The 25358-nt window shown below is 70.0% G+C and carries 26 protein-coding genes; 12 read left to right on the top strand and 14 right to left on the bottom strand.

From position 1 onward, the window contains the following. Window positions 1-102: 102 nt before the first annotated feature. Entirely contained in the window at window positions 103-1116 is a 1014-nt protein-coding gene (trpS, locus tag SMIR_RS13750) for a tryptophan--tRNA ligase (RefSeq protein WP_168494828.1), read from the top strand. Between the two features lie 198 nt (window positions 1117-1314). Continuing rightward, window positions 1315-1899: a 2'-5' RNA ligase family protein gene (locus SMIR_RS13745; RefSeq protein WP_168494830.1), complete on the top strand. Its 585-nt coding sequence runs from the start codon at window positions 1315-1317 to the stop codon at window positions 1897-1899. Between the two features lie 25 nt (window positions 1900-1924). Here SMIR_RS13745 and dprE2 read toward each other — a convergent pair whose 3' ends face one another. Both dprE2 and dprE1 read right to left on the bottom strand, forming a co-directional pair. After that, window positions 1925-2680 carry a decaprenylphospho-beta-D-erythro-pentofuranosid-2-ulose 2-reductase gene (gene dprE2 / locus SMIR_RS13740; protein WP_168494832.1) on the bottom strand — a complete coding sequence of 252 codons (756 nt, stop codon included), beginning with the start codon at window positions 2678-2680 and terminating at the stop codon, window positions 1925-1927. Window positions 2681-2715: 35 nt separating this feature from the next. After that, window positions 2716-4107 (bottom strand): decaprenylphosphoryl-beta-D-ribose oxidase, encoded by a 1392-nt coding sequence (gene dprE1, locus SMIR_RS13735; RefSeq protein WP_168494834.1) that lies wholly within the window; start codon window positions 4105-4107, stop codon window positions 2716-2718. 142 nt (window positions 4108-4249) lie between these two features. Between dprE1 and SMIR_RS13730 the strand changes: the two genes are divergently transcribed. From SMIR_RS13730 to SMIR_RS13715, 4 genes are read left to right on the top strand one after another with little or no spacing between them, the layout of a single operon-like run. Further along, window positions 4250-4780 carry a phosphatase PAP2 family protein gene (locus tag SMIR_RS13730; RefSeq protein ID WP_168494836.1) on the top strand — a complete coding sequence of 177 codons (531 nt, stop codon included), beginning with the start codon at window positions 4250-4252 and terminating at the stop codon, window positions 4778-4780. After that, window positions 4773-5717 (top strand): decaprenyl-phosphate phosphoribosyltransferase, encoded by a 945-nt coding sequence (locus SMIR_RS13725; RefSeq protein ID WP_168494838.1) that lies wholly within the window; start codon window positions 4773-4775, stop codon window positions 5715-5717. The genes SMIR_RS13730 and SMIR_RS13725 overlap by 8 nt, the downstream gene beginning before the upstream one ends. After that, window positions 5714-6151: a GtrA family protein gene (locus SMIR_RS13720; RefSeq protein WP_168494840.1), complete on the top strand. Its 438-nt coding sequence runs from the start codon at window positions 5714-5716 to the stop codon at window positions 6149-6151. Before SMIR_RS13725 ends, SMIR_RS13720 begins: the two co-directional genes overlap by 4 nt. Further along, window positions 6139-7098, top strand: a complete 960-nt coding sequence (locus SMIR_RS13715) for a YihY/virulence factor BrkB family protein (RefSeq protein WP_168494842.1) — start codon at window positions 6139-6141, stop codon at window positions 7096-7098. The genes SMIR_RS13720 and SMIR_RS13715 overlap by 13 nt, the downstream gene beginning before the upstream one ends. Here SMIR_RS13715 and SMIR_RS13710 read toward each other — a convergent pair. Next, complete coding sequence (locus SMIR_RS13710) at window positions 7052-8362, bottom strand: D-alanyl-D-alanine carboxypeptidase family protein (RefSeq protein ID WP_348774741.1); 1311 nt, start codon at window positions 8360-8362, stop codon at window positions 7052-7054. The two genes, SMIR_RS13715 and SMIR_RS13710, sit on opposite strands and share 47 nt — an antisense overlap. On the opposite strand from SMIR_RS13710, the gene SMIR_RS45135 reads away from it, so the two are divergent. From SMIR_RS45135 to SMIR_RS13695, 4 genes are all read left to right on the top strand, one after another. Beyond that, window positions 8340-8717: an SCO4848 family membrane protein gene (locus tag SMIR_RS45135; protein WP_527252131.1), complete on the top strand. Its 378-nt coding sequence runs from the start codon at window positions 8340-8342 to the stop codon at window positions 8715-8717. The genes SMIR_RS13710 and SMIR_RS45135 overlap by 23 nt on opposite strands. Window positions 8718-8777: 60 nt before the next feature. Then, window positions 8778-10058 carry a metallophosphoesterase gene (locus tag SMIR_RS13705; protein ID WP_168494846.1) on the top strand — a complete coding sequence of 427 codons (1281 nt, stop codon included), beginning with the start codon at window positions 8778-8780 and terminating at the stop codon, window positions 10056-10058. Between the two features lie 214 nt (window positions 10059-10272). After that, window positions 10273-11829, top strand: coding sequence for an ABC transporter substrate-binding protein (locus SMIR_RS13700; RefSeq protein ID WP_168494848.1), 1557 nt, complete (start codon window positions 10273-10275; stop codon window positions 11827-11829). A 114-nt stretch (window positions 11830-11943) separates the two neighbouring features. After that, the gene (locus SMIR_RS13695; RefSeq protein WP_168494850.1) at window positions 11944-12348 is read left to right on the top strand and encodes an ATP-binding protein; all 405 of its coding nucleotides are present in this window, start codon (window positions 11944-11946) and stop codon (window positions 12346-12348) included. Window position 12349: 1 nt separating this feature from the next. Here the strand turns inward: SMIR_RS13695 and SMIR_RS13690 are convergent, their stop codons facing one another. The 3 genes from SMIR_RS13690 to SMIR_RS13680 all read right to left on the bottom strand — a co-directional run bounded on the left by SMIR_RS13690 (window position 12350) and on the right by SMIR_RS13680 (window position 16984). Beyond that, the gene (locus SMIR_RS13690; RefSeq protein ID WP_349636904.1) at window positions 12350-14569 is read right to left on the bottom strand and encodes a sulfatase-like hydrolase/transferase; all 2220 of its coding nucleotides are present in this window, start codon (window positions 14567-14569) and stop codon (window positions 12350-12352) included. Between the two features lie 178 nt (window positions 14570-14747). Continuing rightward, window positions 14748-16298 carry a HAMP domain-containing sensor histidine kinase gene (locus SMIR_RS13685; RefSeq protein ID WP_212727051.1) on the bottom strand — a complete coding sequence of 517 codons (1551 nt, stop codon included), beginning with the start codon at window positions 16296-16298 and terminating at the stop codon, window positions 14748-14750. Further along, a complete protein-coding gene (locus tag SMIR_RS13680) occupies window positions 16295-16984 on the bottom strand; it encodes a response regulator transcription factor (RefSeq protein WP_054233711.1) in 690 nt (229 codons plus the stop codon). The genes SMIR_RS13685 and SMIR_RS13680 overlap by 4 nt, the downstream gene beginning before the upstream one ends. A 187-nt stretch (window positions 16985-17171) precedes the next feature. Here SMIR_RS13680 and SMIR_RS13675 point away from each other — a divergent pair, with 187 nt between their 5' ends. Continuing rightward, complete coding sequence (locus SMIR_RS13675) at window positions 17172-19580, top strand: MMPL family transporter (RefSeq protein WP_168501250.1); 2409 nt, start codon at window positions 17172-17174, stop codon at window positions 19578-19580. Here the strand turns inward: SMIR_RS13675 and SMIR_RS13670 are convergent. The 5 genes from SMIR_RS13670 to SMIR_RS13650 all read right to left on the bottom strand — a co-directional run bounded on the left by SMIR_RS13670 (window position 19573) and on the right by SMIR_RS13650 (window position 22484). After that, entirely contained in the window at window positions 19573-20181 is a 609-nt protein-coding gene (locus SMIR_RS13670; RefSeq protein WP_212727050.1) for a Uma2 family endonuclease, read from the bottom strand. The two genes, SMIR_RS13675 and SMIR_RS13670, sit on opposite strands and share 8 nt — an antisense overlap. A 76-nt stretch (window positions 20182-20257) precedes the next feature. Beyond that, window positions 20258-21028: a TetR/AcrR family transcriptional regulator gene (locus tag SMIR_RS13665; protein ID WP_099942999.1), complete on the bottom strand. Its 771-nt coding sequence runs from the start codon at window positions 21026-21028 to the stop codon at window positions 20258-20260. A gap of 10 nt (window positions 21029-21038) precedes the next feature. Then, window positions 21039-21545 carry a thiol-disulfide oxidoreductase DCC family protein gene (locus SMIR_RS13660; RefSeq protein ID WP_168501251.1) on the bottom strand — a complete coding sequence of 169 codons (507 nt, stop codon included), beginning with the start codon at window positions 21543-21545 and terminating at the stop codon, window positions 21039-21041. Window positions 21546-21550: 5 nt separating this feature from the next. Next, window positions 21551-21961, bottom strand: a complete 411-nt coding sequence (locus SMIR_RS13655; RefSeq protein ID WP_168494854.1) for a hypothetical protein — start codon at window positions 21959-21961, stop codon at window positions 21551-21553. Between the two features lie 109 nt (window positions 21962-22070). Next, window positions 22071-22484: a VOC family protein gene (locus SMIR_RS13650; RefSeq protein ID WP_212727049.1), complete on the bottom strand. Its 414-nt coding sequence runs from the start codon at window positions 22482-22484 to the stop codon at window positions 22071-22073. Window positions 22485-22709: 225 nt separating this feature from the next. On the opposite strand from SMIR_RS13650, the gene SMIR_RS13645 reads away from it, so the two are divergent. Beyond that, window positions 22710-23612, top strand: a complete 903-nt coding sequence (locus SMIR_RS13645) for a hypothetical protein (RefSeq protein ID WP_212727048.1) — start codon at window positions 22710-22712, stop codon at window positions 23610-23612. Here the strand turns inward: SMIR_RS13645 and SMIR_RS13640 are convergent. The 3 genes from SMIR_RS13640 to SMIR_RS13630 all read right to left on the bottom strand — a co-directional run bounded on the left by SMIR_RS13640 (window position 23574) and on the right by SMIR_RS13630 (window position 25272). Next, window positions 23574-24263, bottom strand: coding sequence for a hypothetical protein (locus SMIR_RS13640; RefSeq protein WP_212727047.1), 690 nt, complete (start codon window positions 24261-24263; stop codon window positions 23574-23576). The two genes, SMIR_RS13645 and SMIR_RS13640, sit on opposite strands and share 39 nt — an antisense overlap. A gap of 80 nt (window positions 24264-24343) precedes the next feature. Further along, a complete protein-coding gene (locus tag SMIR_RS13635) occupies window positions 24344-24655 on the bottom strand; it encodes a hypothetical protein (RefSeq protein ID WP_168494858.1) in 312 nt (103 codons plus the stop codon). Next, entirely contained in the window at window positions 24652-25272 is a 621-nt protein-coding gene (locus tag SMIR_RS13630; protein ID WP_212727046.1) for a hypothetical protein, read from the bottom strand. The genes SMIR_RS13635 and SMIR_RS13630 overlap by 4 nt, the downstream gene beginning before the upstream one ends. Between the last annotated feature and the right edge of the window lie 86 nt (window positions 25273-25358).

Genomic DNA, 25358 nt, shown 5'->3' with positions numbered 1-25358 from the left:
CCTTGAGTACCCGCCCGAGTATCCGCCCGGGTCGCCCTCGGGGGGAGAGCTCTGTTCCCACCTGTTCCCGAGCTCCCGGGCACACCTGAGAGAATGGTGAGCATGGCCTCTGAACGTCCCCGCGTGCTCTCCGGAATCCAGCCCACAGCAGGCTCGTTCCACCTCGGCAACTACCTCGGCGCCGTCCGCCAGTGGGTGGCTCTGCAGGAGTCCCACGACGCCTTCTACATGGTCGTCGACCTGCACGCGATCACCGTTCCGCAGGACCCGGCGGACCTGCGCGCGAACACCCGGCTCGCCACCGCGCAGCTGCTCGCCGCCGGCCTCGACCCGGACCGCTGCACGCTCTTCGTCCAGAGCCATGTCCCCGAGCACGCCCAGCTCGCCTGGATCATGAACTGCCTCACCGGCTTCGGCGAGGCCTCCCGCATGACCCAGTTCAAGGACAAGTCCGCCAGGCAGGGCTCGGACCGCGCGTCCGTCGGCCTGTTCACGTACCCGATCCTCCAGGTCGCCGACATCCTGCTGTACCAGGCGAACGAGGTCCCGGTCGGCGAGGACCAGCGCCAGCACGTCGAGCTCACCCGCGACCTCGCCGAGCGCTTCAACGGCCGCTTCGGCGAGACCTTCACGATCCCGAAGCCGTACATCCTCAAGGAGACGGCGAAGATCTACGACCTCCAGGACCCGTCGATCAAGATGAGCAAGTCGGCGTCCACGCCGAAGGGCCTCATCAACCTGCTCGACGAGCCGAAGACCACCGCCAAGAAGGTCAAGAGCGCGGTCACCGACACGGACACCGTCATCAGGTATGACAGCGAGCACAAACCGGGTATCAGCAATCTGCTGACCATCTACTCGACCCTCACCGGTACCGGTATCGCGGAACTGGAGGAGAAGTACGCGGGCAAGGGCTACGGTGCGCTCAAGACGGACCTCGCCGAGGTCATGGTCGATTTCGTGACGCCGTTCCGGGAGCGCACCCAGGCGTATCTGGACGACCCGGAGACGCTCGACTCGATCCTGGCCAAGGGAGCCGAGAAGGCGCGCGCCGTCGCCGCGGAGACGCTCGCGCAGGCGTACGACCGGGTGGGCTTCCTGCCCGCCAAGCACTGAGGCGTACGACCGCACACACGTACCGCTGGGCAGAGCGCTGCACATCACTACGGCTGCGCCTGCCCACGACACAGCCGTGGCCTTACAGTCGATAGCCGGACGGCTGAGTACGAACCAGACAACGCGCCCGGCGACGCGAATGACAACGCAACCGGTGACGCGACCGACAACGCACCGGACACGACGACAGGAGACGACGTGGGGACCGTAACGATCGGCGTGTCGATCGCGGTCCCGGAGCCTTACGGCAGCCTGCTCCAGGAGCGGCGCGCGGGCTTCGGCGACCCCGCGGCTTGTGGCATCCCCACGCACGTCACCCTGCTGCCGCCGACGGAGGTCCACGCCGCCGACCTGCCGGCCGTCGAGGCGCACCTGACCGAGGTCGCCGTGGCCGGGCGGCCCTTCCCGATGCGGCTGTCGGGCACCGGCACCTTCCGGCCCCTGTCACCGGTGGTGTTCGTGAAGGTCGTCCAGGGCGCCGAGGCCTGCACCTGGCTCCAGCAGCGGGTCCGCGACGCCTCCGGTCCCGTGGCACGCGAACTGCAGTTTCCGTACCACCCGCACGTCACGGTGGCGCACGGCATCGACGACGCGGCGATGGACCGCGCGTTCCAGGAGCTCGCCGACTACGACGCCGCGTGGCCCTGCACGGGGTTCGCGCTCTACGAACAGGGCCCCGACAGTGTGTGGCGCAAGCTCCGGGAGTTCGCCTTCGGCGGATCCGTGGTGCCACCGCAGGCGGGCCACGTGGACGTGGAACGCGGGACCATCGCTAGCCGCTAGCCGCTAGCCGCTAGCCGCGGTCGATCTAGATCGGCAGGCGGCGGAACAGCGCTCGCGGTACGTGCCGCAGCGCCGCCATCACCAGCCGCAGCGCCCCCGGCACCCACACCGTCTCCGAGCGCCGTCGCAGCCCCACCTCGATGGCCGTCGCGACCGCCTCCGGTGTGGTGGCCATGGGTCCTTCCGCGCGCCCCGCGGTCATCTTCGTACGGACGAACCCCGGGCGTACGACCATCACGTGGACGCCGGTGCCGTACAGCGCGTCGCCCAGACCCTGGGCGAAGGCGTCCAGGCCCGCCTTGCTCGACCCATAGATGAAGTTGGAGCGGCGGGCGCGCTCGCCCGCGACCGAGGAGAGCACCACGAGGGAGCCGTGCCCCTGCGTCTGGAGGGCCCGCGCGCACACCAGCAGGGCCGACACCGCACCCGTGTAGTTGGTCTGCGCGATCCGGGCGGCGGCCACCGGCTCCCGCTCGTCCCGGGCCTGGTCGCCGAGGACCCCGAAGGCGAGCAGCACCATGTCGAGGTCGCCCTCGGCGAAGACCTTGCCGAGGACCGTCTCGTGAGACTCGGGGTCGAGCGCGTCGAAGGCGAGGGTACGGACGTCCGCGCCCAGTCCGCGCAGGTGCTCGGCGTCCCGCTCCAGGGACGGCGAGGGCCGTCCGGCGAGCCACACCGTGCGGGTGCGCCGGGCGATCAGACGGCGCGCCGTGGCCAGCGCGATCTCGGACGTGCCGCCGAGGATCAGCAGGGACTGCGGGGCTCCGAAAGCGTCCTTCATGACAACTCCTAGAGGGGTGAGGAGGCGGGACGGTTCTAGAGGTCGAGGCGGCGGGACAGGTCGGAGGTGAACACGCCGCGCGGGTCCAACTCGGCCCGCAGCTGCCGGAATTCGGTCAGCCGTGGATACATGCAGGCCAGCAGTTCCGGCCGCAGTCGCGCGTCCTTCGCCAGGTACACGCGTCCGCCCGCTCCGGCGACCTGCTCGTCCAGCTCGTCGAGGAAGGCACCGAGGCCCGGCAGGTTCGCGGGGATGTCCAGGGCGAGGGTCCAGCCCGGCATCGGGAAGGAGAGCCAGCCCGGATCGCCCTCACCGAAACGCTTCAGGACGGCGAGGAAGGACGGGCACCGGCGTTCGGCGATGCGCCGCACGATGTGCCGCAGGGCCTCCTCGCACCCGTGCCTGACGACGAACTGGTACTGCACGAAGCCACCGCGCCCGTAGACCCGGTTCCAGTGCGGCACCCCGTCGAGCGGGTGGAAGAAGGCCGAGATCCGCTGTAGCTCACCGGCACGCGCGCGGGGCGCCTTCCGGTACCAGAGCTCATTGAAGAGGCCCACCGTTCCGCGGCCGAGCAGACCCTCCGGTACGAAGGCGGGCGCGGACGGGAACCGCGGTGGGCGGAACGCCAGCGGGCGCCGGCGCGCGCGTGCGGGGAGCGCGTCCAGGGGGGCGTGCTCCCCGCGGGTGAGCACCGAGCGTCCCGTCGAGCGGCCGCGCGCGAGCAGGTCGATCCAGGCGACCGAGTACCGGTATCGGTGGTCCGTGGCGGTGAGACGGGCCATCAGGTCGTCCAGGTCCGCCGCGCGTTCGGTGTCGACGGACATCAGCGAGGTGGCGACGGGCTGGAGCCGGACGGTCGCCGTGAGGATCACCCCGGTCAGGCCCATGCCGCCCGCGGTGGCGTCGAAGAGGGGGGTGTCCCGGCCCACCGTGCGGATCGCGCCGTCCGCGGTCAGCAGTTCGAAGGAGAGGACGTGGCGGGTGAACGAGCCGGACACGTGGTGGTTCTTGCCGTGGATGTCCGCGCCGATCGCGCCGCCGACGGTCACATAGCGGGTCCCGGGCGTGACCGGCACGAACCAGCCGAGCGGGAGCAGGACTTCCATCAGCCGATGCAGGCTCACGCCCGCGTCGCAGAGCACGGTCCCGCCGGCGACGTCGATCGCGTGGACGCGGTCGAGGCCGGTCATGTCGAGCACGGCCCCGCCCGCGTTCTGCGCCGCGTCCCCGTACGCCCGGCCCAGGCCCCGGGCGATGCCTCCGCGGACCCCGCAGGCGCGGACGGCGGCCGCCGCTTCCTCGTAGGTGCGCGGGCGGACCAGACGGGCGGTGGTCGGGGCGGTGCGGCCCCAGCCCGTGACGGAGACGGGTTCGGCCGGGTCGGAGGCGGATCCGGCCGGGTCGGAGGCGGTGTCGGCAGGCATGACCGTGACCGTATCGGCGAAAAAGGCGCATAAAGCCCTCACCTCTCCCGTCGTCGCGGCTCCTCACCGAAATGGGTGATTAATGGGATGTCGTACAAGATTTCCGTAATTCTGTGGCCACTCCCTAGAAGAGTGAGATCACATGGACGACCTTGACGACATGGACCGCCGAAGGTGGGACGGCATGGACCGTCGGCTGCTGTCGGCCCTCCACGAGCGCGGCACGGATCCACGCGTGGCGGCCGTCGCACGCGCCCTGTCCTGGAGCGGGGAGCACGGCGTGCTGTGGCTCGCGGCCGGGCTCTCGGGGGCGGTGGTCGACCGCGGGCGGCGCGGCGCGTGGCTGCGCGGCACGGCGCTCACCGCCACCGCGCACCTCGCCAGCATGGGCGTGAAGCGGATCGTGCGCCGTCCACGCCCGGCGCACATCGTCCCGCTGGTGCGCACGGCCGGACGTCACTCGTTCCCCAGCTCCCACGCCGCCTCCGCCACGGCCGCGGCGGTCGCCTTCGGCGCGCTCGGCGTCCGCCCGCTTCTTCCGCTCGCCGCCGCGATGTGCCTCTCCCGGCTGGTGGCCGGCGTGCACTACCCCTCGGACGTGGTCGCGGGCGCCGCCCTGGGCGCCCTGACGGCCCGTCTGGGAGCCCGCTGGATCGAGGCCGGCCATGGCTGAACGCACGGTGCTCCTGGACCCCACGCCGACCGCGCCGGTTCCCGTGCGGACCCTCTCCGGCCTCGCCCGGGGTCTCCTCAGGACCACCCGTCCCCGCCAGTGGGTGAAGAACCTGCTGGTCGTGGCGGCCCCGGCGGCGGCGGGCCAGCTCTTCTCCCGGCACGCGGTGGTCCAACTCGCTCTCGTCTTCGTCCTGTTCACGGCCTGCGCCGCCGCCGTCTACCTGATCAACGACGCCCGGGACGCCGAAGCCGACCGCGCCCACCCGGTCAAGCGCCACCGCCCGGTCGCCGCGGGCCAGGTCCCCGTCCCCCTCGCGTACGCCGCGGGAGGCGTCCTCGCCGTCCTCGCCCCGACCGCCGCCGCCCTGCTGGCCTCCCCGGTCACCGCGGCACTGCTGACCGCCTACCTCGGCATGCAACTGGCCTACTGCGTCAGCCTCAAGCACGTCCTGGTCGTCGACCTCGCCGTCGTGACGACCGGGTTCCTGATGCGGGCGATGATCGGCGGGCTCGCCCTCGGCATCCCGCTCTCCCGCTGGTTCCTGATCACCACGGGCTTCGGGGCGCTCTTCATGGTGGCGGCGAAACGGTACTCCGAGGCCCTCCAGCTGGCCGGGAACGCCGGTGCCACCCGCGCGCTGCTCACCGAGTACACCACCGGATATCTGCGCTTCGTCTGGCAGCTGGCCGCCGGGGTCGCCGTCCTCGGCTACTGCCTGTGGGCCCTGGAGGAGGATGGCGTGCCCAGGGCCGGGGTGCTGCCCTGGCGCCAACTGTCCATGGTCGCGTTCATCCTGGCCGTCCTGCGCTACGCCGTCTTCGCCGACCGGGGCGCGGCGGGCGAGCCCGAGGACGTGGTCCTGCGCGACCGCGCGCTCGCCCTGATCGGACTGGTGTGGCTCGCGATGTACGGGCTCGCGGTCGTGAACTGGTGAGCCTCGCCCAGCGGCCCCTGACCCAGGAGCTCCTGGGCTTCGCCACCGTCGGCGTCCTCGCCTACGCCGCCGACCTCGGACTCTTCCTCTGGCTGCGCGGTCCGGCGGGCCTCGACCCGCTCACCGCCAAGGCGCTGTCGTTCGTGGCGGGCTGCTCGGTCGCCTACACCGGCAACGCGCTCGGCACCTACCGGCGCCACCCCGTGCGGGGGCCCCGCCGCTACGCCGTCTTCCTCGCTGTGAACCTCGCGGGCGCCCTCGTCCAGCTCCTGTGCGTCGCCGTCAGCCACTATGGCCTCGGGCTCACCTCGCGGCGCGCCGACACGGTCTCCGGCGCGGGGATCGGTATGGCACTCGCCACGGTCCTGCGTTTTTGGGGTACCCGGACATTGGTCTTCCGAGGTGAGGGCAGAGTCGGATCATGGACTGGCTGAAGAAGCTTCCGGGCGTGGGGCCGTTGGTCGCCCGCCTGATGGCCACGCACGGGTGGCGCTCGTACGAGCGCCTGGACCGGGTGAAGTGGACGCGGCTCGCCGCCGCGATGACCTTCATCAGCTTCGTGGCGCTCTTCCCGCTGCTGACCGTCGGCGCCGCGATCGCCGCCGCCACCCTCACCAGCCAGCGGCAGAAGGAGCTCCAGGACAAGATCGCCGATCAGGTGCCGGGCATCTCCGACCAGCTCGACATCAACGGGCTGGTCCAGAACGCCGGCACCATCGGGCTCATCGCGGGCGCCGTCCTGCTGTTCACCGGCATCGGCTGGGTCGGCTCCATGCGGGACTGTCTGCGCGCGGTCTGGGAGCTGCCCGACAGGGAGGAGAACCCCCTCCTGCGCAAGCTCCTGGACGCCGGGATCCTCGTCGGACTCGGCGGTGCCGTACTCGTCACCATCGCCGTCTCCACCGTCGCGTCCTCGCTGGTCGGCTTGACGGCCCGGCAGCTCGGCATCGGCGAACACGACTGGGGGAGTGTGCTGCTGCAGTCCGCCGCGTTCGCCGTCGCCGTACTCACCGACTTTCTTGTGCTCCTGTACGTCCTGACCCTGCTGCCGGGCGTCGAGCCGCCGCGCCACCGGCTCGTCGTCGCCGCGCTGATGGGCGCCGTCGGCTTCGAACTGCTCAAGCTGCTGCTCAGCAGCTATATGCGGGGCGTGGCGTCGAAGAGCATGTACGGCGCCTTCGGTGTGCCCGTCGCGCTGCTGCTGTGGATCAACTTCACCTCGAAACTGGTCCTGTTCTGCGCCTCCTGGACGGCCACGGGACATGCCGACTCCGGCCCGAAGCAACGTGACGACGAGCCCGACGAGCCCGCGGAGCCCGGGGACTTCGGGGAGGTCAGTGGCGGCGGCGCATCAGGTCGGGGAGGGGCCAGCGGCGGTTGACGAGGAAGACGGCGCCGGCGACCAGGGCGAGCAGGCCGCCCGTGATGGCCAGGGCGATCCCGATCCCGCTGGAGCCGTCCTTCGCCGCCGCGGAGGCGGCCACCGGCTTCGACGAGGCCTTGGCCCCCTGGCCCCCGGTCGACACCGGCGTGTTGGATCCGGCGGACGCGGTCGCACCCGCCTGCGCACCGGTGTCGACGCCCTTCGGCGGCACCAGCTCACCCACCGGTGTGACCTTGCCTGTCGCGCTGAAGCCCCAGTCGAGCAGCCGCGCGGCCTCCTTGTAGACCTCGTTGTGCTCGTCCTTCTCGGGGTTCATCACGGTGACCAGCAGCACCTTGCCGTTCCGCTCGGCGACGCCGGTGAAGGTGGCGCCCGCGTTGGTGGTGTTGCCGTTCTTCACCCCCGCGATGCCCTGGTACGTGGAGACGTCGGTGTCGCCGGTCAGCAGCCGGTTGGTGTTCTGGATCTCGAAGGACTCGCGGGTCGTCTTCCCCTTGTCGTTCTTCTTCGTCTCGCCCGGGAACTTCGCCCGCACCGTCGAGCAGTACTCCCGGAAGTCCTTCTTCTGCAGCCCGGAACGGGCGAACAGCGTCAGGTCGTACGCCGACGACACCTGGCCCGGCTGGTCGTAGCCGTCCGGGCTGACCACATGCGTGTCGAGGGCCTGCAGGTCCTCGGCGTGCGCCTGCATGTCCTTGACCGTCTGCTCGACACCGCCGTTCATCGCCGACAGCACGTGCACGGCGTCGTTGCCGGAGCGCAGGAAGACACCGAGCCACAGATCGTGCACGGTGTACGTCTCCTCCTCCTTTATCCCCACCATGCTGGAGCCCGCGCCGATGCCCGAGAGGTCGGTGACGGCGACCTTGTGCTGCTCGGTCCTGGGGAACTTCGGCAGCACGGTGTCGGCGAAGAGCATCTTCAGCGTGCTCGCCGGGGGCAGCCGCCAGTGCGCGTTGTGGGCGGCCAGCACGTCGCCCGACTCGGCGTCGGTGACGATCCAGGAGCGCGCGGTCACATCCTTGGGCAGCACCGGGGCGCTCGCGCCGAGATTCACCTGGGTCCCGGCCTGTCCCAGACGGGCTCCGCCCACCGTCGACATGTTCGCCGGGGGAGTCGCGCTCGGGCTCGCCGTCGGTGACGGCGACGACGACGGCTTGTCGGCCGCGAAGACGGGGACGGTCGTCGTCAGCGAAAGAGACAACAGGGTGGCGGAAGTGACCAGCATCGATCGCCGAATGGTCTTTTTGGTGACGGGCACGGTCGAGAAAGTACAGGGCGCGGGCCGGGAAGTCCCATCACCGGGACCTGGAGTCCCCAGGTCCCGGCCACCCCGGTGCCGGGTCCCGGCCGGCGGCGGCGATACTGGACCCATGAAGCTCAGCCGCCCCGTCTCCTGGTTCCTGCTCGCCTTCGGAGTGTGGAGCTGGATCATCTGGGTCACTTTCGTCAAGAATTTGTGGAAGGACGGCAGCGGGCTCGCGTTCAACGACGCGGGGGATCCGACGGCGTACTTCTGGGTGCACCTGACGCTCGCGGTCGTCTCCTTTGTCTTGGGGACGGTCGTCGGAGGCATCGGGTTCCGCGGACTGCGCGCATTGCGCCAGACGTCATAACAACAGGGGACGAACGGGGAACAACCGAACATAACGGCACGCGACGGGGGATACGGCGTCTTGGTCATCGTCTTCGTACTGGTGGGACTGCTCGCCCTGGCCGCGGTCGCGGGGCTGTACTGGTACGTGTGGCGCCGCTTGGTGCGCGACACGACGTCCGGTCCGGGGCTCGCCCGGCGCGCGGGCACGGTGGTCTTCGTCGCCGGGCCGGTGCTGATGATCGCCGCGGTCGCCGCGGAGCGCGTCGGTGCGCCCTTCTGGCTCCAGCGGGTGCTGGCCTGGCCCGGGTTCCTGTGGATGGCGCTGTCCATCTATCTGCTGCTGGGGGCGGTGGCGGGGGAGGTCGTACGACCCCTGCTGCACCGGGTCGTGGAGCGGCGCGAGGCCCCCTCCGCGGCCGTACCGAACCCGGCACCCGTGCCGCAGACGGAGTCGGTGCCGCACATGGAGTCGGTGCCGACGGGAGCGGCCCCCCAGGAGCTCCCGCCTGCCGAACCGCCACGACTCGTCACCACCCCCTCGCGACGGCTGTTCGTCGCGCGTGCCGTCGGCGGGGCCGCCGCGGCCGTTGCCGTGGGGACCGTGGGATACGGGACGTACGGGGTTCTGCGCGGGCCCCGGGTGAAGCGGGTCACCGTGCCGCTGGCCAGACTGCCCCGGTCCGCTCATGGGTACCGGATCGCCGTCGTCAGTGACATCCACCTCGGGCCCACCCTCGGGCGGGACTTCTGCCGGCGGGTCGTCGACACGATCAACTCGACGCAGCCCGACCTGATCGCGGTGGTCGGGGACCTCGTCGACGGGAGTGTGAAGGACCTCGGACCCGCCGCGGCGCCCCTCGCGCGGCTGCGGGCACGGCACGGCTCGTACTTCGTCACGGGCAACCACGAGTACTACTCAGGCGCCGCGCAATGGGTCCGGGAAGTACGGGAACTGGGTCTGCACCCGCTCGAGAACGCCCGGACGGAAATGGCCGGATTCGATCTCGCGGGCGTCAATGACGTCGCGGGGGAGAGCGAGGGGCACGGGCCCGACTTCGAGAGGGCGCTGGGGGACCGGGACACCGCGCGGGCCGTGGTGCTGCTCGCCCACCAGCCGGTCCAGATCCACGATGCCGTCAAGCACGGTGTCGACCTCCAGCTCTCCGGGCACACCCACGGCGGACAGCTCTGGCCGGGCAACTACATCGCGGAACTGGCCAATCCCACGGTCGCGGGCCTGGAGCGGTACGGCGACACGCAGTTGTACGTCTCCCGGGGCGCGGGTGCGTGGGGGCCGCCGACCAGAGTGGGCGCGCCGTCGGACATCACCGTCGTGGAACTGGCGTCCCTGCAAGCCTGATGGCGCGAGCCTGAGAAAAGCGCCCGAGAAAAGCGTCTGAGAAAAGCGCCTGAGAAAGCGAACCTGAGAATCGGCTGTGAAACAGGGGCGAAACGGTCTTTCCCAATACCCCGTTTGATTCTTCGGACACCTCTTCCCTCAGACGAAACACCTGTGGTTGGGTGATCCGCGTCACTGGGGAGTGACACGGGGCGTGGCCTGGGGAGGGGCGCCGATGCGATCGGTTCGCATACGAATTCTCGCGGTGCTGGTGGTACTGGCGGCCGTGGGTGTGGGCGGCTGGCAGTTACTGCCGTCGAAGGAGAACGACAACAGGACCATCACGGTCGGGACGACGGACGCCGTCACGTCACTCGACCCGGCGGGCGCGTACGACGCCGGCTCCTGGGCCCTGTTCAGCAATGTGTTCCAGTCGCTGCTGACGTTCGAGCCCGGTGGCGCAGCCCCCGTGCCGGACGCGGCGAAGAGCTGCGGGTTCGTGGGCACGGGACTGCGGACCTACGCCTGCACCCTGCGCGACGACCTGACCTTCCCGAGCGGGAGCAAGGTGACCGCCGAGGACGTGAAGTTCTCCTTCGACCGGGTCAAGGCCATCAACTCCGAGGTGGGGCCCGCGTCCCTGCTCTCCACCCTCGGCTCGGTGGACGCCAAGGGCCTCAAGGTCACCTTCCACCTGTCCTCGCCGGACGCCACCTTTCCCTTCAAGGTGGCCACCGGAGCCGGGTCGATCGTCGACCACACCCGCTACCCGAAGCGCGCCCTGCGCAAGGACGCGGGCGCCGACGGCACCGGGCTGTACGTACTGAAGGCGTATACGAAGGACAAGCGGGCCGTCCTCGCGCCCAACAAGCACTACAAGGGCGCCGTCGAGGGGAGCGGCACGCCCACCGTGCTGCGCTACTACGCCACCCCCAAGGCGCTGGAGACCGCCTGGAAGGCGAAGCAGGTCGACGTCGCGACGCGCCAGCTGCCGCCCGCGACGCTCGCCACCCTCTCGCCGAGCGACCCGAACCAGCACGTCACCGAGTCCGACAGCGCCGAGACCCGCAACCTCGTCCTCAATGTCCGCGCGAACTCGCCCCTGCGCAACCGCCTCGTACGGCAGGCCGTCGCCGCGCTGATCAACCGCGAGGAACTGGTCAGCCAGACGTACAAGGGGACGACCGATCCGCTGTACGGGCTGATCCCGGCGGGCATCACGGGGCACTCGACGTCGTTCTTCGACGCCTACCCCAAGCCCGACGCGAAGAAGGCGAAGGCCCTGCTGACCGAGGCCGGGGTGTCGCTGCCGGTGCGCTTCACCTACGGGTACGCCGAGGGACGGGGCGCCGCGGGTGAGGAGGCCACCGAGCTCAAGCGGCAGCTGGAGGCGAGCGGCCTGTTCAAGGTGGACATCAAGGGCTACGAGTGGACCGACTTCCAGAAGCGGTACGCCGAGGGCCAGTTGGACGCTTGGGCGGTCGGCTGGGTCGCCGACTTCCCCGACCCGGACACCTTCAGCACCCCGCTCGTCGGCACCGGCAACAGCATGAAGAACGGGTACAGCGACAAGGACGTGGACCGGCTGATTCAGGACAGTCAGCACTACGAGGACCGCAGCCGTACGGCGGACGACTTCCAGGCGCTGCAGGAAATCGTGGCCCGCGATGTTCCCCTGATTCCCCTGTGGCAGCGCAAGGAGTACGTACTCAGCAGCGAGGACGTCGGAGGCGGCCAGTATCTGTCCGACGGGACCGGTGTCTTCCGCCTCTGGCGGCTGAGCTGGATATGACATGTGACGTGATCTCGCGGGGTGGCCCCCCACCCCGGTGACGCAGCGCTCTCGCCCGACGCAGCACCGTGTGCGCACTATGTGCCGGTGATGTGTGCGGGGTGAGGAGCTGAGGTGTTGAGACGCAACGCGTTCCGGCTGCCCCGGCATCCGGTGTCCGTCGGACTCGCCCGGCGCCGGGTGCGCGACCATCTGCGGGACTGGGGCCACAGCCCCGACGGCCCGGCGCTCGCGGACGTCGTCCTGATCGTCTCCGAGCTCGTGACCAACGCCGTACGCCACGGACCCCTTGATGAAGGGGAGTTCGAGGTCGCGGTGACCGCCCTCGCCGACGGCTCCTGCTTCGTCGAGGTCTCCGAGGAGGGTCTCGCCGCACCACGGCTGCGGCCGGTCTCCGTGGGGGAGGAGACCGGCCGGGGCCTCCACCTCGTGGAGGGCGTCGCCGTGGCGTGGGGCGTGTGGAGCCGGGGCCGCTACGGCAAGACCGTGTGGGCCCTCGTGGCGGCCCCGGCGCCCTGAATCACGGCGCCGGGGTCGAGCCGTACGCCGTCAGGAAGCGGTCGCGGAAGGCGTCCATCTTCCAGACCGGGGTGTCCTGCTTCGGCTGCAGGCCGTCCGCCCAGTTCCAGTCGGCGATCTTGTCCAGGACCTTCGGGTCCTTGGCGACGATCGAGACCGGCACATCACGGCTGGCGTGGTTGCCGCTGACCCGGGCGATGGGCTGGTGGTCGCCGAGGAATATCAGCACGGTGTTCTTGTTGCCGTACTTCACCAGGTAGTTGATGAGGCTCGACACCGAGTACTGGATGGACTTGCCGTACTCCTGCTTCGACTTGGTGGAGTCGGTGATGATGTCCGCGGGCTTCTTGCCGGCCTTCTCGATCGCGTTGTAGATCGAGCCGTCACCGACCTGGTCCTGCGGGACCAGCTTGGGGATCGGCGCCCAGGGCTGGTGGCTGGAGGTCAGGATGATCGTCGACATCAGCGGCTTGTCGTGCTTCTTGCTGTGCACCAGACGCTCGAACGCGGTCAGCGCGTACTGGTCGGGCATGGTCGACCAGCTGAACTTCGGTCCCTTGTAGCCGAGTTTGTGGGAGTCGTAGAGCTTGTCGATGCCGTAGAACTTCTGCTCCGGCCAGGCCTTCTGGATGCCCGGCATCACGCCGACCGTGTCCCAGGCGCCCGTCTTCTTGAACGCGCCCGGGAGGGTCAGGCGCTCGCCCGCGGTGACGGTGCGGTAGCGCTGCTGGTTGCTGATCCACAGGCCCGACATGAAGGTGGAGTGACCCAGCCAGCTGCTTCCGCCGTATGTCGCCGAGGTCAGCCAGCCGCTCTTCGCCGCGAACCCGGCGTCGGTCAACTTCTTGTTCTCGGCGGTGAGCGTCGCGTCGACGCCCGGCGCCATGACCGGGTCCTCGATCGCGCTGCGGCCGTAGCTCTCGATGAAGGTGATCATCATGTCCTTGCCGCGCAGCCCGGTGAGCAGCTGGTCGGGCGGCGTGTTGGCGAAGTTGTCCTTCTTCGCGATCTTGCGGAACGCGGCCTCGTCCCGCAGCGTCTGCCGCACCTGGTCCGCCTTGAACTGGAGGGCCTGCATGGTGTGCTCCGAAGCGATGGGCACCCCCTCGGCGTACTGCACGCCCAGCGCCGCGCAGGTGACCCAGGCGATGGCCAGCACCAGCGTCGTGCGGGTCGCCGTCTCGGTGTTCCGGGCCGCCAGGTTGCCCAGTCGGATCACCGACATCGTCGTGAGGGCGAGTACGGCGATCACGAGCGTCACGGCCAGGGCCGCGATGCCGAGCGCGCCACCCTCGCCGAACGTGTCCTGGAGGTATCCCTGCGCGTCACTGAAGAGCGACCAGTCGAGGACGACGTTGAAGCCTCGCCCGAGGTATTCGTTGAAACCGATGTCGAGGAAGTTCACGACGGTCAGGGCGCCCAGGCCGAGCCCGGCGAGCACCGCCACGGCGATCCGCGGCTTGCGGGGCAGGACGATCAGCAGAGCGGCGCCGAAGATCGCCTCCACCGGGAGACGCACGAAAGCGGCCAGCCGGAACTTGTCCGCCTGGGTCGGCATGAGCAGCGCGGCGGCCACGACAGCGAGGGCCACGGCGGTGGTGGTCCACGCGAGAACGCGGGCCGCGACCGGGTACTTCTCCCGCCACCCACCCCAACCACGCCGCCGCCACCAGCGTTTGTGGGGGGTGGCGGGGGCGTCGGGGGTATCGGACGCGGCGGGGGCGGGGGCGGGTGTGGCGGCGTCCGGTCCCGGGACTTCGGCCTCCGGAACACCGGCCTCCGGGGTTTCCGCCTCGGGGGTCTCGGCCTCCGGGGCTTCCGCCTCGGGGGTCTCGGCCTCCGGGGCTTCCGCCTCTGCGGCCTCCGCCTCCGGGGCTTCTGCCTCGGGGGTCTCGGCCTCCGCGGCCTCCGCCTCTGCGGCCTCCGCCTCCGGGGCTTCCGCCTCGGGGGCCTCCGCTTCAGGAGTCTTCGCCTCTGGAGCACTCACCTCGGGAGTCTCCGCCTCACGGGTCTCCGCCTCAGAGGTCTCCGCCTCAGGGATCTTCGCTTCCGGGGTTTCCGCCTTCAGGGGGTCGGCCTCCGGGGGCTTCGTCTCCGGCGCTTCAACCTGGACGGTGTCCCTCGGAGCGGGGGCGTCCAGAGGCGTGACCTCCTGCGAGGGCAAGCCCTCCGGCGCCTCGTCCGTTTTCGACAGCTGTCGAGAGCTCGTGTTGAACGACAACCCGGCGGTCCTTCCGTGCGAAGCCCGGTGGTGGCGCGGCGGACCAGGCTGAGGTCGGGGCCGCCTTCATCTGTTGGGTACGAGGTCGTACCGGCCGGTGTTCAATCATCCGGGTTTGCTTATGTTCAAGCGAGTCACCGAGCTTGTTCAAGCACCTCACTGTGCTTGTTAAAGCAGCTCACCGCGTCGGCAGCGTCACCGTGACCTCCAGCCCCGCTCCCGGCGCCGTCCGTACCGCCACGGCACCCCCGTGCGCGGCCACCACTCCCTGCACGATCGCCATCCCCAGCCCGCTGCCCGCACCACCGCCCGCCCGGAAGAACCGGTCGAAGATGCGCGCCGCGTCCTCCTCCGCCAACCCGGGCCCCTGGTCCGCGACACACAGCCGTACGATCCCGTCCTCCCGTTCGAGACCGAGCCGCACCGGCACGTCGGCGGGTGTGTGGGTACGTACGTTGGCCACGAGGTTGCCCAGCACCTGCCGCAGCCCCGACTCGTCGGCGTGCACCAGCAGTGTCCCGTCGGCGCCCACGGTCACCGGACGCCCGGGCTGCTGGGCCCGCAGATCCTCGGCCGCGTCCCGTACGAGACGGCTCAGGTCGACGTTCTTGAAACGCAGCTCGGGGCTCTGGTCGAGGCGGGCCAGGATGAGCAGTTCGTCCACGAGGCGTCCCATGCGGTCCGCCTCGGCGTTCATCCGGTCCCAGGCCCGCAGGCGCTCACCCGGCTCGCGCAGCATCCCCTTCTCGTACAACTGGAGGTAGCCGCGGATCGCCGACAGCGGGGTGCGCAGCTCGTGCGAGGCGTCCGCGACGAACCGGCGCAGCTGCGCCGCGCTGCGCTCGCGGGTCCGGTACGCCGATTCCACCTGGTGGAGCATGGAGTTGAGGGCGAGCCGCAGTTGTTCGACCTCCTGGGTCGGATGGTGGCTGGAGGGCACGCGCCGGGTGAGGTCTCCCTCGGCGATGGCGGACGAGGTCTCCACCATGTCCTCCAGCGGCCGCATCCGGCGACTCACGCTGATCATGGTCAGCGCCGCGAGCAGCGACAACAGCAGGGTTCCGACGCCCATGTCGAGCTTGAGGGCCTTGGCGACGCCCTTGTGCAGGGCGTCGGTGGAGGCGGCGAGCAGCACGTAGGTGCCGTCGGCGAGCCGGGCCCCGGTGACCCGGTAGGAGGCGCCGTGCACGGTGGTGTCGTGCAGGGCGGGGTCGTGCGCGAGGGCGCTCGGGTCGTCCACCGCGGCGACCAGTGCGCGCTGGATGTCGGTGGGCTTGAAACCGCCGACGCTGAGGGGGGTCCCGTGGCCGTCCACCGCCGCGAAGATCGAGTCCGGCTTGTCGGACCGGTCCGCGCCGGGGACCATCCGCTCGCGTACGAAGGCGAGCGCGGTGAGTGAGTCGATCTGGTGGAGGGTGAGCCGCGAACCGGTCAGCGAATCCCGCGTCTTGGACAGTTCCGTGTCGACCTGGTCGAGCAGATAGTGCCGCATGCCCATCAGACTGACGGCTGTCGCCACGATGATGCCCAGCGCCAGCAACGCCACGTTCGTGAGCGTCAGCTTGCCGCGCAGCGAGTGGACCCCGTGGTGCCGCCGGGGGCGCCGCACACTCACATACACGGGAATCCCCACACAGAGGGGGAGCTCGGTCGGGGGTGCGGTTTCCGCGAGGGGGGAGGGCTTCGCGGGCTCCGCGGCGACCTCACGGTCCGGGGACGCCGGGGTCATGCGAGGCCGTATCCGACGCCCCGGCGGGTCTGGATCACCGGTGGGCCGAGGGGTTCGAGTTTGCGGCGCAGATAGCTGATGTACGTCTCGACGACGGTCGACTCGGCGGAGTGTTCGTACTGCCAGACGTGCCGCAGGAGTTGCTCCTTGGGCACGATCCGGCCGCCGTTGCGGACGAGGAAGCGCAGCAGGGCGTACTCGGTGGGGGTGAGCTCCACCGTACGGTCCCCGCGGTGTACGGAGTACGTCGTCTCGTCCAGCTCGAGTTCGCCGTAGCGAAGGGGCGGGCGCTGCGGAAGGACGTCGTCGGGGCGCGTGCGGCGCAGTACGGCCGTGATCCGGGCGACGACCTCGTCGATGTTGAACGGCTTGGTGATGTAGTCGTCACCGAAACCGAGCGCGCCGACGATCTCGGCGGGCGCGTCCCGCGCGGTGAGGAAGACGATCGCCAGGTCGGGTCGGCGCAGGCGCAGTTCACGGCCCAGCGCCCGCCCGTCGCCGTCCGGCAGCATCACGTCGAGCAGCGCCGCGTCGGGGCGGGTGCGTTCGGCGAGCGTGAGCGCCTGGCGGACGGTGCCCGCGGTCATCACCTCGAAGCGGTGGTAGCGCAGGGCGATGGCGAGGACGTCCGCGATGCTCGGCTCGTCCTCGACGACGAGTACGGTGGCCCCCTCGTGAGCGGTCATGCCCCCAGTATCCGCACGCGGGTCGCGCCAGGGGGCGGCTCCCCCTTTGGAGTTCCTTGAGAGTCATGGGCGGTCTGTGTCGTCGCTCGAGCGCGCCGGTCGATGGTTGGTTCCAGGACCTGGGGGACCAACCGACAACCGAACGACCGGATGACCGGTCGACTAAGGAGCGTTGAGCGTGGCGACATTGGCACGGTGGTGCTATCGGCACCGGCTGGTGGTCCTGTTGCTGTGGGTGGGGGCACTGCTCGGGCTCGGGGCCGCGGCCTCGACCGCGGGCACGGATTACGCGAACGTCTTCTCCCTTCCGAACACGGACTCCAAGCGCGCGTACGACCAGATGGAGAAGGCCTTCCCGGAGCGCGCGGGCGACACCGACACGGTGGTGTGGAAGGTCGACACGGGAACCGTCCGGGACCAGTCCGTACAGTCCCGGATCCAGCCCGCGCTGGAGAAGATCGACAAGATGGCGGGGGTCGGCGGCGTCACCAGCCCGTACGCGGGCGACCGGGGCGCGGCGCAGATCAGCGCCAACGGCAAGATCGCATACGCCCAGATCACCTTCGCCAAGCAGGCGAACGCGGTGCCCAAGCAGCTGGTGCAGGACGTGGTCGACACCGCGCAGGGCGCCGAACGTGGCGGTCTGCACGTCGAGTTGGGCGGTCAGGCGATCCAGCGGGTGCAGGAACCGCCCACCGGACTCGCCGAGATGATCGGCATCCTGGCCGCGGCGGTCGTCCTCTTCCTCGCCTTCGGCTCGCTCTTCGCGATGCTGCTCCCGATCGGCATCGCGATCTTCGGGGTGGGCACGGGCCTGTTCTCCACCCAGCTGCTCAGCCATGTGACGTCGGTGCCCGACCTGGCTCCGCTGCTCGCCACGCTGATCGGCCTCGGTGTCGGCATCGACTACGCGCTGTTCATCGTCACCCGGCACCGGCGCGGCATCCTGCGCGGCATGGACCCGGAGGAGTCGGCGGTCACCGCCCTCAACACCTCCGGGCGCGCGGTGCTGTTCGCGGGCGGCACGGTGTGCATCGCGCTCGCCGGGATGCTCGTGACCAACCTGCGCTTCCTGGACGGCGTGGTCATCGGCACCTCGCTCACCGTCGTGTTCAGCGTGCTCGCGGCGGTCACGCTGCTGCCCGCGCTGCTCGGCTTCCTCGGCTCCCGGGTGCTCAGCCGCCGCCAGCGGCGCAAGCTGGCCGCCGAAGGCCCCGAGCCGGAGCGGGCCAGCGGCTTCGCGGCACGCTGGTCGGCGAGCGTCCAGAAGCGCCCGCGCTCGATCGCGGTGATGGCCCTCGTCGTCATGGCGATCCTCGCGATCCCGGTGCTGTCGCTGCGGCTCGGCGCGACCGACCAGGGCAACGACGACGCGTCGACGACGACGAGGAAGGCGTACGACCTCCTCGCGGAGGGCTTCGGACCCGGCTTCAACGGCCCGCTCCAGGTGGTCTCCACCAGCGGCGACACGAACAAGCTGGTGCAGGGCATCCGCGCGACCGACGGCGTCGCCCAGGTCGCGGCGCTGCCGCCCGCGCAGGGCGTCACGGTGATCCAGGTCGTACCGACCACGTCACCGCAGTCCGAGAAGACGGACCAACTCATCGACACCCTGCGGGAGAAGGTGATCCCGGACGCGGGGGCGCAGGCGCATGTCGGCGGTGTGACGGCGATCTCCAAGGACTTCTCGACCGTCACGGGTGACCGGCTGCCGCTCTTCATCGCCACCATCATCGGCCTGGGCTTCCTGCTCCTGATGGTCGCCTTCCGCTCCCTGGTGGTGCCCCTCACCGCCGCCCTGATGAACCTGATCGCGGCCGCCGCGTCCTTCGGCGTCCTCGTCGCGATCTTCCAGTGGGGCTGGGGTCTGAGCCTGCTGGGCCTCGGCAAGGAGGGCCCGATCAACGCCTTCCTGCCCGTCATCATGCTCTCCCTGCTCTTCGGCCTCTCCATGGACTACCAGGTGTTCCTGGTGAGCCGGATGCACGAGGAGTGGGTGCACACGAAGGACAACGCGCGGGCGGTCCGGGTCGGCCTCGCGGAGACCAGCCGTGTCATCAACTCCGCCGCCCTGATCATGGTCTGCGTCTTCCTCGCCTTCGTCCTCAGCGGTGACTCGGGGGCGGCGATGGCGGGCGTGGGCCTCGCGGCGGCGGTCGCGCTCGACGCGTTCATTCTCCGTACGGCGCTGGTGCCGGCCGCGATGCATCTGCTGGGCAAGTCCAACTGGTGGCTGCCGGCGGGTCTGGAGAAGCGGTTGCCGCACCTGGCGGTGGAGCCTGCGGAGGAGGCGGAGTCGCTGCCGCGGGCTTCGGCGGGAGGACCGACGGTCGTGCACGGCTTCGTCCGCGACGCGGAGGGCGCGCCGGTCGACGGGGCGGTCCTCACCCTGCTCAGCAAGGGCGGGCGTCAGCTGGACCGAGTGACCTCACTGGCGGACGGCTCGTACATCGTCTCGGTACCGGCGCCCGGCACATATCTGCTGTCGGCGACGGCCTCGTCGTACGGCGCCCGCGCCCGGCACATCCTCGTGACCGACGAACCGCTGGTGCACGACCTGGAGTTGACGGAGGGGGAGGTGGACGCCGTCAATTAGCCTTCGGCTGCCCGGCCTTGAGGATCTCGTTGGCGTCCAGAGTGACCTCGGCGCCGATGGAGCGGGGAAGGATGACGATTTCGCCGGGGGCGTGCACGCGATGGGTTGCGTACGTGTCTCCGGCGGGGTCGGTGAGGACGTGGAGGCGTTGGTGTTCGCGGTCGACGACGACGTAGACGGGGACCTTGGCTTCGGCGTAGGCGGTGACCTTCGCACGGAGGTCGGTCCTCCAGTTGCTGGAGGTGACTTCGAGGATGAGGCGGAACACCACGGGGTCGTAGGCGTTGTTCTCGATGAGGTGCTCGTCGATGTCGGCTTCGACGAGGCAGAAGTCGGGGATCGCGTAATCCTCGAGACCGCCCGGCAGCCAGATGCCGATGCCTTGGAGCACCTCGGTCTCACCCTCATCGAGACCTGCTGATTCGAACGGGCGAGTCACCTTCTTGAGCGCCCGCGCGTGAGCGACGTCAGGAGAGGGCGTCACGAAGATCTGGCCTCCGATGATCTCGACGCGGCGGCCCGGAAGACGGTCCATGATGCGGTTCGCCTCGGCGATCAGCGGCCGGTCCTCATGCGGTCGCTCGACAGCTGCTGCGGACATCACGTGCCTCCCATGGGCTGGTGTCGAGAACATCATCGTAGGCCGCGTCCGTCCCCCCTGCCCCGTATCACCGGCGTCACCCGATCGTGGAGCCCCGCCCCGGATCCGGCAGCATCTTCGTCATCCCCGGCAGGAAGTCCGTGAACAGCTCGTGCACCTCGTGGACGAGCGGGCGCAGGACGCGGAAGCGGGCCAGCGAGACGCCCCGGGTGGTGAGGCGGGCGCCGCGCTCGGCGAGCCGGTAGCTGCGTTCGCGCCCCTCCGTGCGGTCGAAGACCCAGTACAGGACGAGCCCCATCTGCGACAGCCACATCAGCTCGGGCAGGACGTCCCTCAGTTCCTCCGGAACCTTCGCCTTCGACCCGGCGAGCACCTCGCGGTGTATGGCGATGGCCTCCTCGCGCGGGCCCGCCGACTCGGTGGAGAAGGGGCTGAGCGGGCTCTCCGGGTCGGCGGCGTTCTTGAAGAACTGCGCCGCGAACTCGTGGTACGGCTCCGCCACGTCCAGCCACGCCTTCAGGACTCCCGCGATCCGCGCCTCCAGATCCTTCTCGCGCTCCAGGACCGGCCGGATCGCCGCCTGGTGCTCGGCGCCGATCCGGTCGTAGAAGCCCTGGATGAGGTGCTCCTTGCCGGCGAAGTAGTAGTACGCGTTGCCGACGGAGACCCCGGCCTCCTGGGCGATCGCCCGCATGGTCGTCTTGTCGTACCCCCGCTCCTGGAACAGCCGCAGCGCGGTCTCCAGGATCAGGGCGCGGGTCTGCTCGCTCTTGGCGGGACCCTTTTCCTGGGCCTTTCCGGGCGCGCCGGTGTCGTCCGGGCCGGGGCTGTCTGTCGGTGCTGGCACGGGAACGAGCCTAACGAGTCGAACAGGAGCCGCTGTCACAGCCGGGAGGCTGGTACGTCCACCCGACGCCCGGCTCGTACACCCACCCGTCGCCCCGCCGGTACGCGCCCCCGCCCCACCCCTGCTGGGCGTGCGTGGAGCGCCACTTCGCGGCGGCGAGCATCGCGCCCTTGGCGAGCCGGGCCCCGGCCGGGGTGCTCAGCCGGTGGGCGAGCGGCCGGTGCTCGCGCAGCGCCCACAGGCAGACGACCCAGGCGGCGGCCCCGCGGTAGACCTGACCGCCGTCCCCGACGACGGTGATCTCGTCGAGGGTGGCGCGGTGGTCGAGGGCGGGGAAGAGCGCCCTGGCCTGCTCGGAACCGGCCGGCACGAGCCGCAGCGGCACCAGCTGGGGCTGCTTGCCCAGCCAGTCGCGCAGGAAGGTGCACAGCGAGCACGAGGCGTCGTAGAGGACGGTGAGCCCGAGGACCGGGACGCGTGCGGCGTCCCGGTCACGGGTGGCCTCGAGGCCGGTCACGGTGCTCACGCCCCGGCCGCCGGCGCGACCCAGTCCGTCGGCGCGACGGGCGGCAGCTGCTCCCGCTCCATGACGCCCCGCCGCCGGATCCTGTTGAGCACGTACACGTTGCCGAGGTGCATGACCCCGAGGACGAGCAGGACGACGCCGAGCTTGGTCGACAGGGCTTCGAAGATCCCGCGGGTGTCGGTGATCCTGCCGTCGTCGCCGTTCAGATAGAGCGCGACGAAGCCCAGGTTGACGAGGTAGAAGCCCACCACCAGGAGGTGGTTGACGGCGTCGGCGAGCTTCTCGTTGCCGTGCAGTACATCGGCGAGGAAGATCCGCCCGTTGTGGCTGAGCGTGCGTGCCACCCAGACCGTCAGCGCGATGCTGACCAGCAGATAGATGACGTACGCGACGACCGTGAGGTCCATGTCCCCACCCCTTCTTGAACGCGTTCAAAACGCTGTCGAGAAGGAATGTAGACCTGCTTTTGAACATGTTCAAGTCAGAGTGGAACGAGGTACGACGGAGTGAGGGGGGTCACGCCTGATGGCGGCCCAGCTCGGGCCGCTTGCCGTAGTCCGTGAAGCCGATGACGTTGCCCCAGGGGTCGGCGATCTCGACGGTCCAGCCGGTGGCGACCGGGAAGACGGGGGCGAGCGGCTGGATGCCCACCGCGGCCAGCGCGTCGGCCGTGGCCCGCGCGTCCCCGACCTCCAGCCACACCCGCGCCGAGGCCCACGCCGGCGGCCGGAGACCGAGCTCCTCCTCCAGTCGCAGCAGCAGCCCCGGTGTCTCCTTGCCCACCTTCAGCAGCGCGATCCCGGCCTCGTCGAGCCGGAACGCCACCGGAATGCCGGCCCGCCCGTAGAACTCCACCGCGGCGCCGAGGTTCCCGACGGGCAGCAGTACGTTGTCGAAGCCGAGCAGCTCGTACGACACATCATCTGACATGCCATCAGATTAGGTACGGGCCACCCCGGGAGCCCGGTGGCTGACCGTGCGGGTCCCCCGGGTGGTGCAAGGCCGAGCGCGCAGTGTCTCCTTCGAGGGCGACCGCGCGCTCGCCGTCGATCCGCTTTCCGGTACCGTGCCGGGCTGATCGTCTGTACAGACGGGCGGTTGTGTCCATACTGGTGAGGACTCAGGGGCGTTCGGGGCGTATGGGGAGGCGGCTTCGTGCGGCGGCTGCTCATGGTCGGTTTCGTGCCGTGCGGGCTTCTCGTCGGCGGTTTCTGGAGCCTTGTGCGCGCCGGAAGCTTCACGGGGCACAGCGACTGGGCCCGGGTGCTTCCTGTCGGCCCTGGCGCCACGGTCGTCGCGCTGCTGGCGCCGACCGCGTGCGCATGGCTGCTGGCCCTGCTCCTCCAGCCCTTTCAAGTCCGGGCCGTACGCGTGCTGGAGGGGTACTGGGACCGCTGGCCGGCAACCGCCCGAGTGGCCGGCGTGCTTGTGGAGATACAGCGACGTCGCCACCTGGCGCTGCGCGACAAGGCCTCCCGCCCCGGTGCGGCCTCCGCCGATGCCCTGCGGCGCCTGGCGGCCCGGCCGCCTGTCGAGGTTCTGCTGCCCACGGAGCTGGGCAATGCCCTGCGTGCCGGCGAGCTGAGTGCGGGTGAGCGCTACGGCCTGGCCACCCTGTCCGCCTGGCCGCGCATCTACATGCAGGTGTCCGACCGGCTGTCGCAGTCCCTGCGCTCCACGCGGGACGCGCTCGACGCAGCGGTCAACCTGTGCTGGTCCTTTCTGGCTCTCGCCGCCGTTCTGGCTGCCGGGCTGTACGACGAGTCCGGTGCGCGCTGGCTTCCGCTGGTGGCACTCGTCCTCGCAGCCGTCGCGTACAAAGGGGCGGTCATCGCCGCCCAGGCGTACTCCGGGTTGATGCATGTGGTCTTCGATCTGCATCGCTTCGATCTGCTGGAGGCGCTGCACCATCGTCTGCCCGCGGAACAGGAACAGGAACAGGAGGTGTTCGAGAGAGTCTCGAAGCGCTTGGTGGGACTGCGCGTACCCGACCTGCCGTACGAGCACGGCAGGGGCGTCTCAGACCCGCGCGATGCTGACGGCCGCGCAGAGACCTAGTACATGGATCGTGAACCGACCCTTGCCGCGAGGCGTTTCGGGTCCGCTGTCCGTCACTCGTGTGAGTGCGGCGCCTGTTCGGTGCACCGATACGGGACACTCCTTGGGCACCATCAACCGCACATGCCCGCCGACCGCCGTGACGTGCACCGTCACCTGGTCCTCCGTGGCGTCGATCCGCGACAGATCCGCTCGCAACTCCCCGAGCACGGCCCGTACCGTCAGCAACGGCCCTGAGCCCGCCGGTGCCACGACCCGTCCGGTCGAGAGCACTCTGGACCATCGCGTCGTCCGCCCGCTCCGGCCGGCGGACAGCACCAACACCGCACCGGCCACGGTCAGCCCGACGGGGACGAGCCAGTCCTCCATGGTCCGCTCGCCGCCTTGTTGTGACAGGGCGAGCCCGCCCAGCGCGACCGATCCGAGGATCAGCGGTCCGATCAGCGCCTCCGCCGCTACGGCCGACCGGAGCAGATTGACCAACGCCAGCCCGAGCAGTACCCAGGGCCACCACCGACCGGTCACTTGGGCCGCGCTGCGGACCCGGTCGGCGGTGTCGCCGACGGCATAGCATCCCAGGGCGACGGCGAGGAGCCCCACCCACGTGCGGGCGCGAGACGAACGGCCACCGCTCCCGCCACCGTCTGCCATCGCTGTGCGCCGTCTCCCGGTTCCAGCGGGCCGGGGGGCGGCGCCGCGGCGCACATCGTACCGAGGAGGTCAGGGAGCGGTCAGTCCTGGCAGAGCAGTGCCTTGAGCTCCGCGGCCAGGTCGATGGCCTCCTGGCCCGAGAGCTTGTACAGGGCTGGTCCGGGCAAGGGAATCGCCGGGCAGGGCCCGTCGCGCCGGGTGCCGTGCTGGAAGCGGTCCCCGTCCTTCACCAGGTAGCGGGTGATGGCGTCCTTGTCGCGGGTTTCCCACAGCCGGGACCAGTGCGGGGGATCCGCGACCGAGTAGGTGTGGTCGGGGTCGGGGCGTGCGCCGCAAACTACGCATTCGATCAACAGGAGGTCAAAGCCGGGCAGTTGGACGTCGTACATCATGGTGCCGTACTCCTCTCGACTGCTGCCTTCTCCTTCGACTGCTTCTTGTTCTCCTTCCTGCTCTCCAAGGCCTGTCGGCGAGCGAGGCGCAGGGGGAAGTAGACCGAGTACGACCAGAGGGCTTCGCCCCCGGTGGCGGCGAGGATCAGGCCGGCGGTGATCCATCGCCACAACGCCAGCGGGCCCGTCCCCTCAGGGGTGAGTACGGCGGCTACGCTCAGGAGGAGGAGCACCGTTCCGAGGTTGTACGCGATGCTCGCGAGGAACGTCTTGTCCAGCCACGTGAGGTAGTCCGTGTGCTGGTTCTCCACGAACTTCGGTTCGGGATCCTCGGCGCGCCAGTCCTTGAGGTCCTGGTACGAGTAGAGGTACTGCCGTGCCTGATAGCCGAGTTGGATGCTCGTGATGAGGCTGAGCACGGTGAGGACGAGGAGCAGCAGCGTGGGGCCCGGCCAGCGGAACTTGTCCGCGTCCGCGCAGACGACGCCGATCAGCGACAGCGCACCCGCGGTGAGCAGTGGAGCGGCGATGGTGAGAGCCACATCTGCGGCGTGCACGAGCCCGAGTGGCTTTGGATATCCGACGTGCAGGGCAGGGTCGAACTTCGCTTTGTCCATGCCGCCCCCGTTGATGTGGACATCGGGGTTCGAAGTGTGGCAGAGGGATCGGATTGACGGTATACGGTCAAATGTGGAAAGAAAAA

The sequence above is a fragment of the Streptomyces mirabilis genome (assembly GCF_018310535.1).
Lineage (GTDB): Bacteria > Actinomycetota > Actinomycetes > Streptomycetales > Streptomycetaceae > Streptomyces.
Note: the sequence above shows the minus strand (reverse complement) of the source record. Positions and strands in the feature narration are given on the sequence as shown.

Coding starts and splice junctions, on each gene's coding strand:
- SMIR_RS13640 (WP_212727047.1), bottom strand. CDS start 24,263: ATGGCAGACGGTGGCGGGAGCGGTGGCCGTTCGTCTCGCGCCCGCACG.
- SMIR_RS13685 (WP_212727051.1), bottom strand. CDS start 16,298: ATGACCCCGGCGTCCCCGGACCGTGAGGTCGCCGCGGAGCCCGCGAAG.
- SMIR_RS45135 (WP_527252131.1), top strand. CDS start 8,340: ATGGTCTTTTTGGTGACGGGCACGGTCGAGAAAGTACAGGGCGCGGGC.
- SMIR_RS13650 (WP_212727049.1), bottom strand. CDS start 22,484: ATGTCAGATGATGTGTCGTACGAGCTGCTCGGCTTCGACAACGTACTG.
- SMIR_RS13715 (WP_168494842.1), top strand. CDS start 6,139: ATGGACTGGCTGAAGAAGCTTCCGGGCGTGGGGCCGTTGGTCGCCCGC.
- SMIR_RS13655 (WP_168494854.1), bottom strand. CDS start 21,961: ATGGACCTCACGGTCGTCGCGTACGTCATCTATCTGCTGGTCAGCATC.
- SMIR_RS13730 (WP_168494836.1), top strand. CDS start 4,250: ATGGACGACCTTGACGACATGGACCGCCGAAGGTGGGACGGCATGGAC.
- SMIR_RS13700 (WP_168494848.1), top strand. CDS start 10,273: ATGCGATCGGTTCGCATACGAATTCTCGCGGTGCTGGTGGTACTGGCG.
- SMIR_RS13635 (WP_168494858.1), bottom strand. CDS start 24,655: ATGATGTACGACGTCCAACTGCCCGGCTTTGACCTCCTGTTGATCGAA.
- trpS (WP_168494828.1), top strand. CDS start 103: ATGGCCTCTGAACGTCCCCGCGTGCTCTCCGGAATCCAGCCCACAGCA.
- SMIR_RS13670 (WP_212727050.1), bottom strand. CDS start 20,181: ATGTCCGCAGCAGCTGTCGAGCGACCGCATGAGGACCGGCCGCTGATC.
- SMIR_RS13725 (WP_168494838.1), top strand. CDS start 4,773: ATGGCTGAACGCACGGTGCTCCTGGACCCCACGCCGACCGCGCCGGTT.
- dprE2 (WP_168494832.1), bottom strand. CDS start 2,680: ATGAAGGACGCTTTCGGAGCCCCGCAGTCCCTGCTGATCCTCGGCGGC.
- dprE1 (WP_168494834.1), bottom strand. CDS start 4,107: ATGCCTGCCGACACCGCCTCCGACCCGGCCGGATCCGCCTCCGACCCG.
- SMIR_RS13680 (WP_054233711.1), bottom strand. CDS start 16,984: ATGACCGCTCACGAGGGGGCCACCGTACTCGTCGTCGAGGACGAGCCG.
- SMIR_RS13630 (WP_212727046.1), bottom strand. CDS start 25,272: ATGGACAAAGCGAAGTTCGACCCTGCCCTGCACGTCGGATATCCAAAG.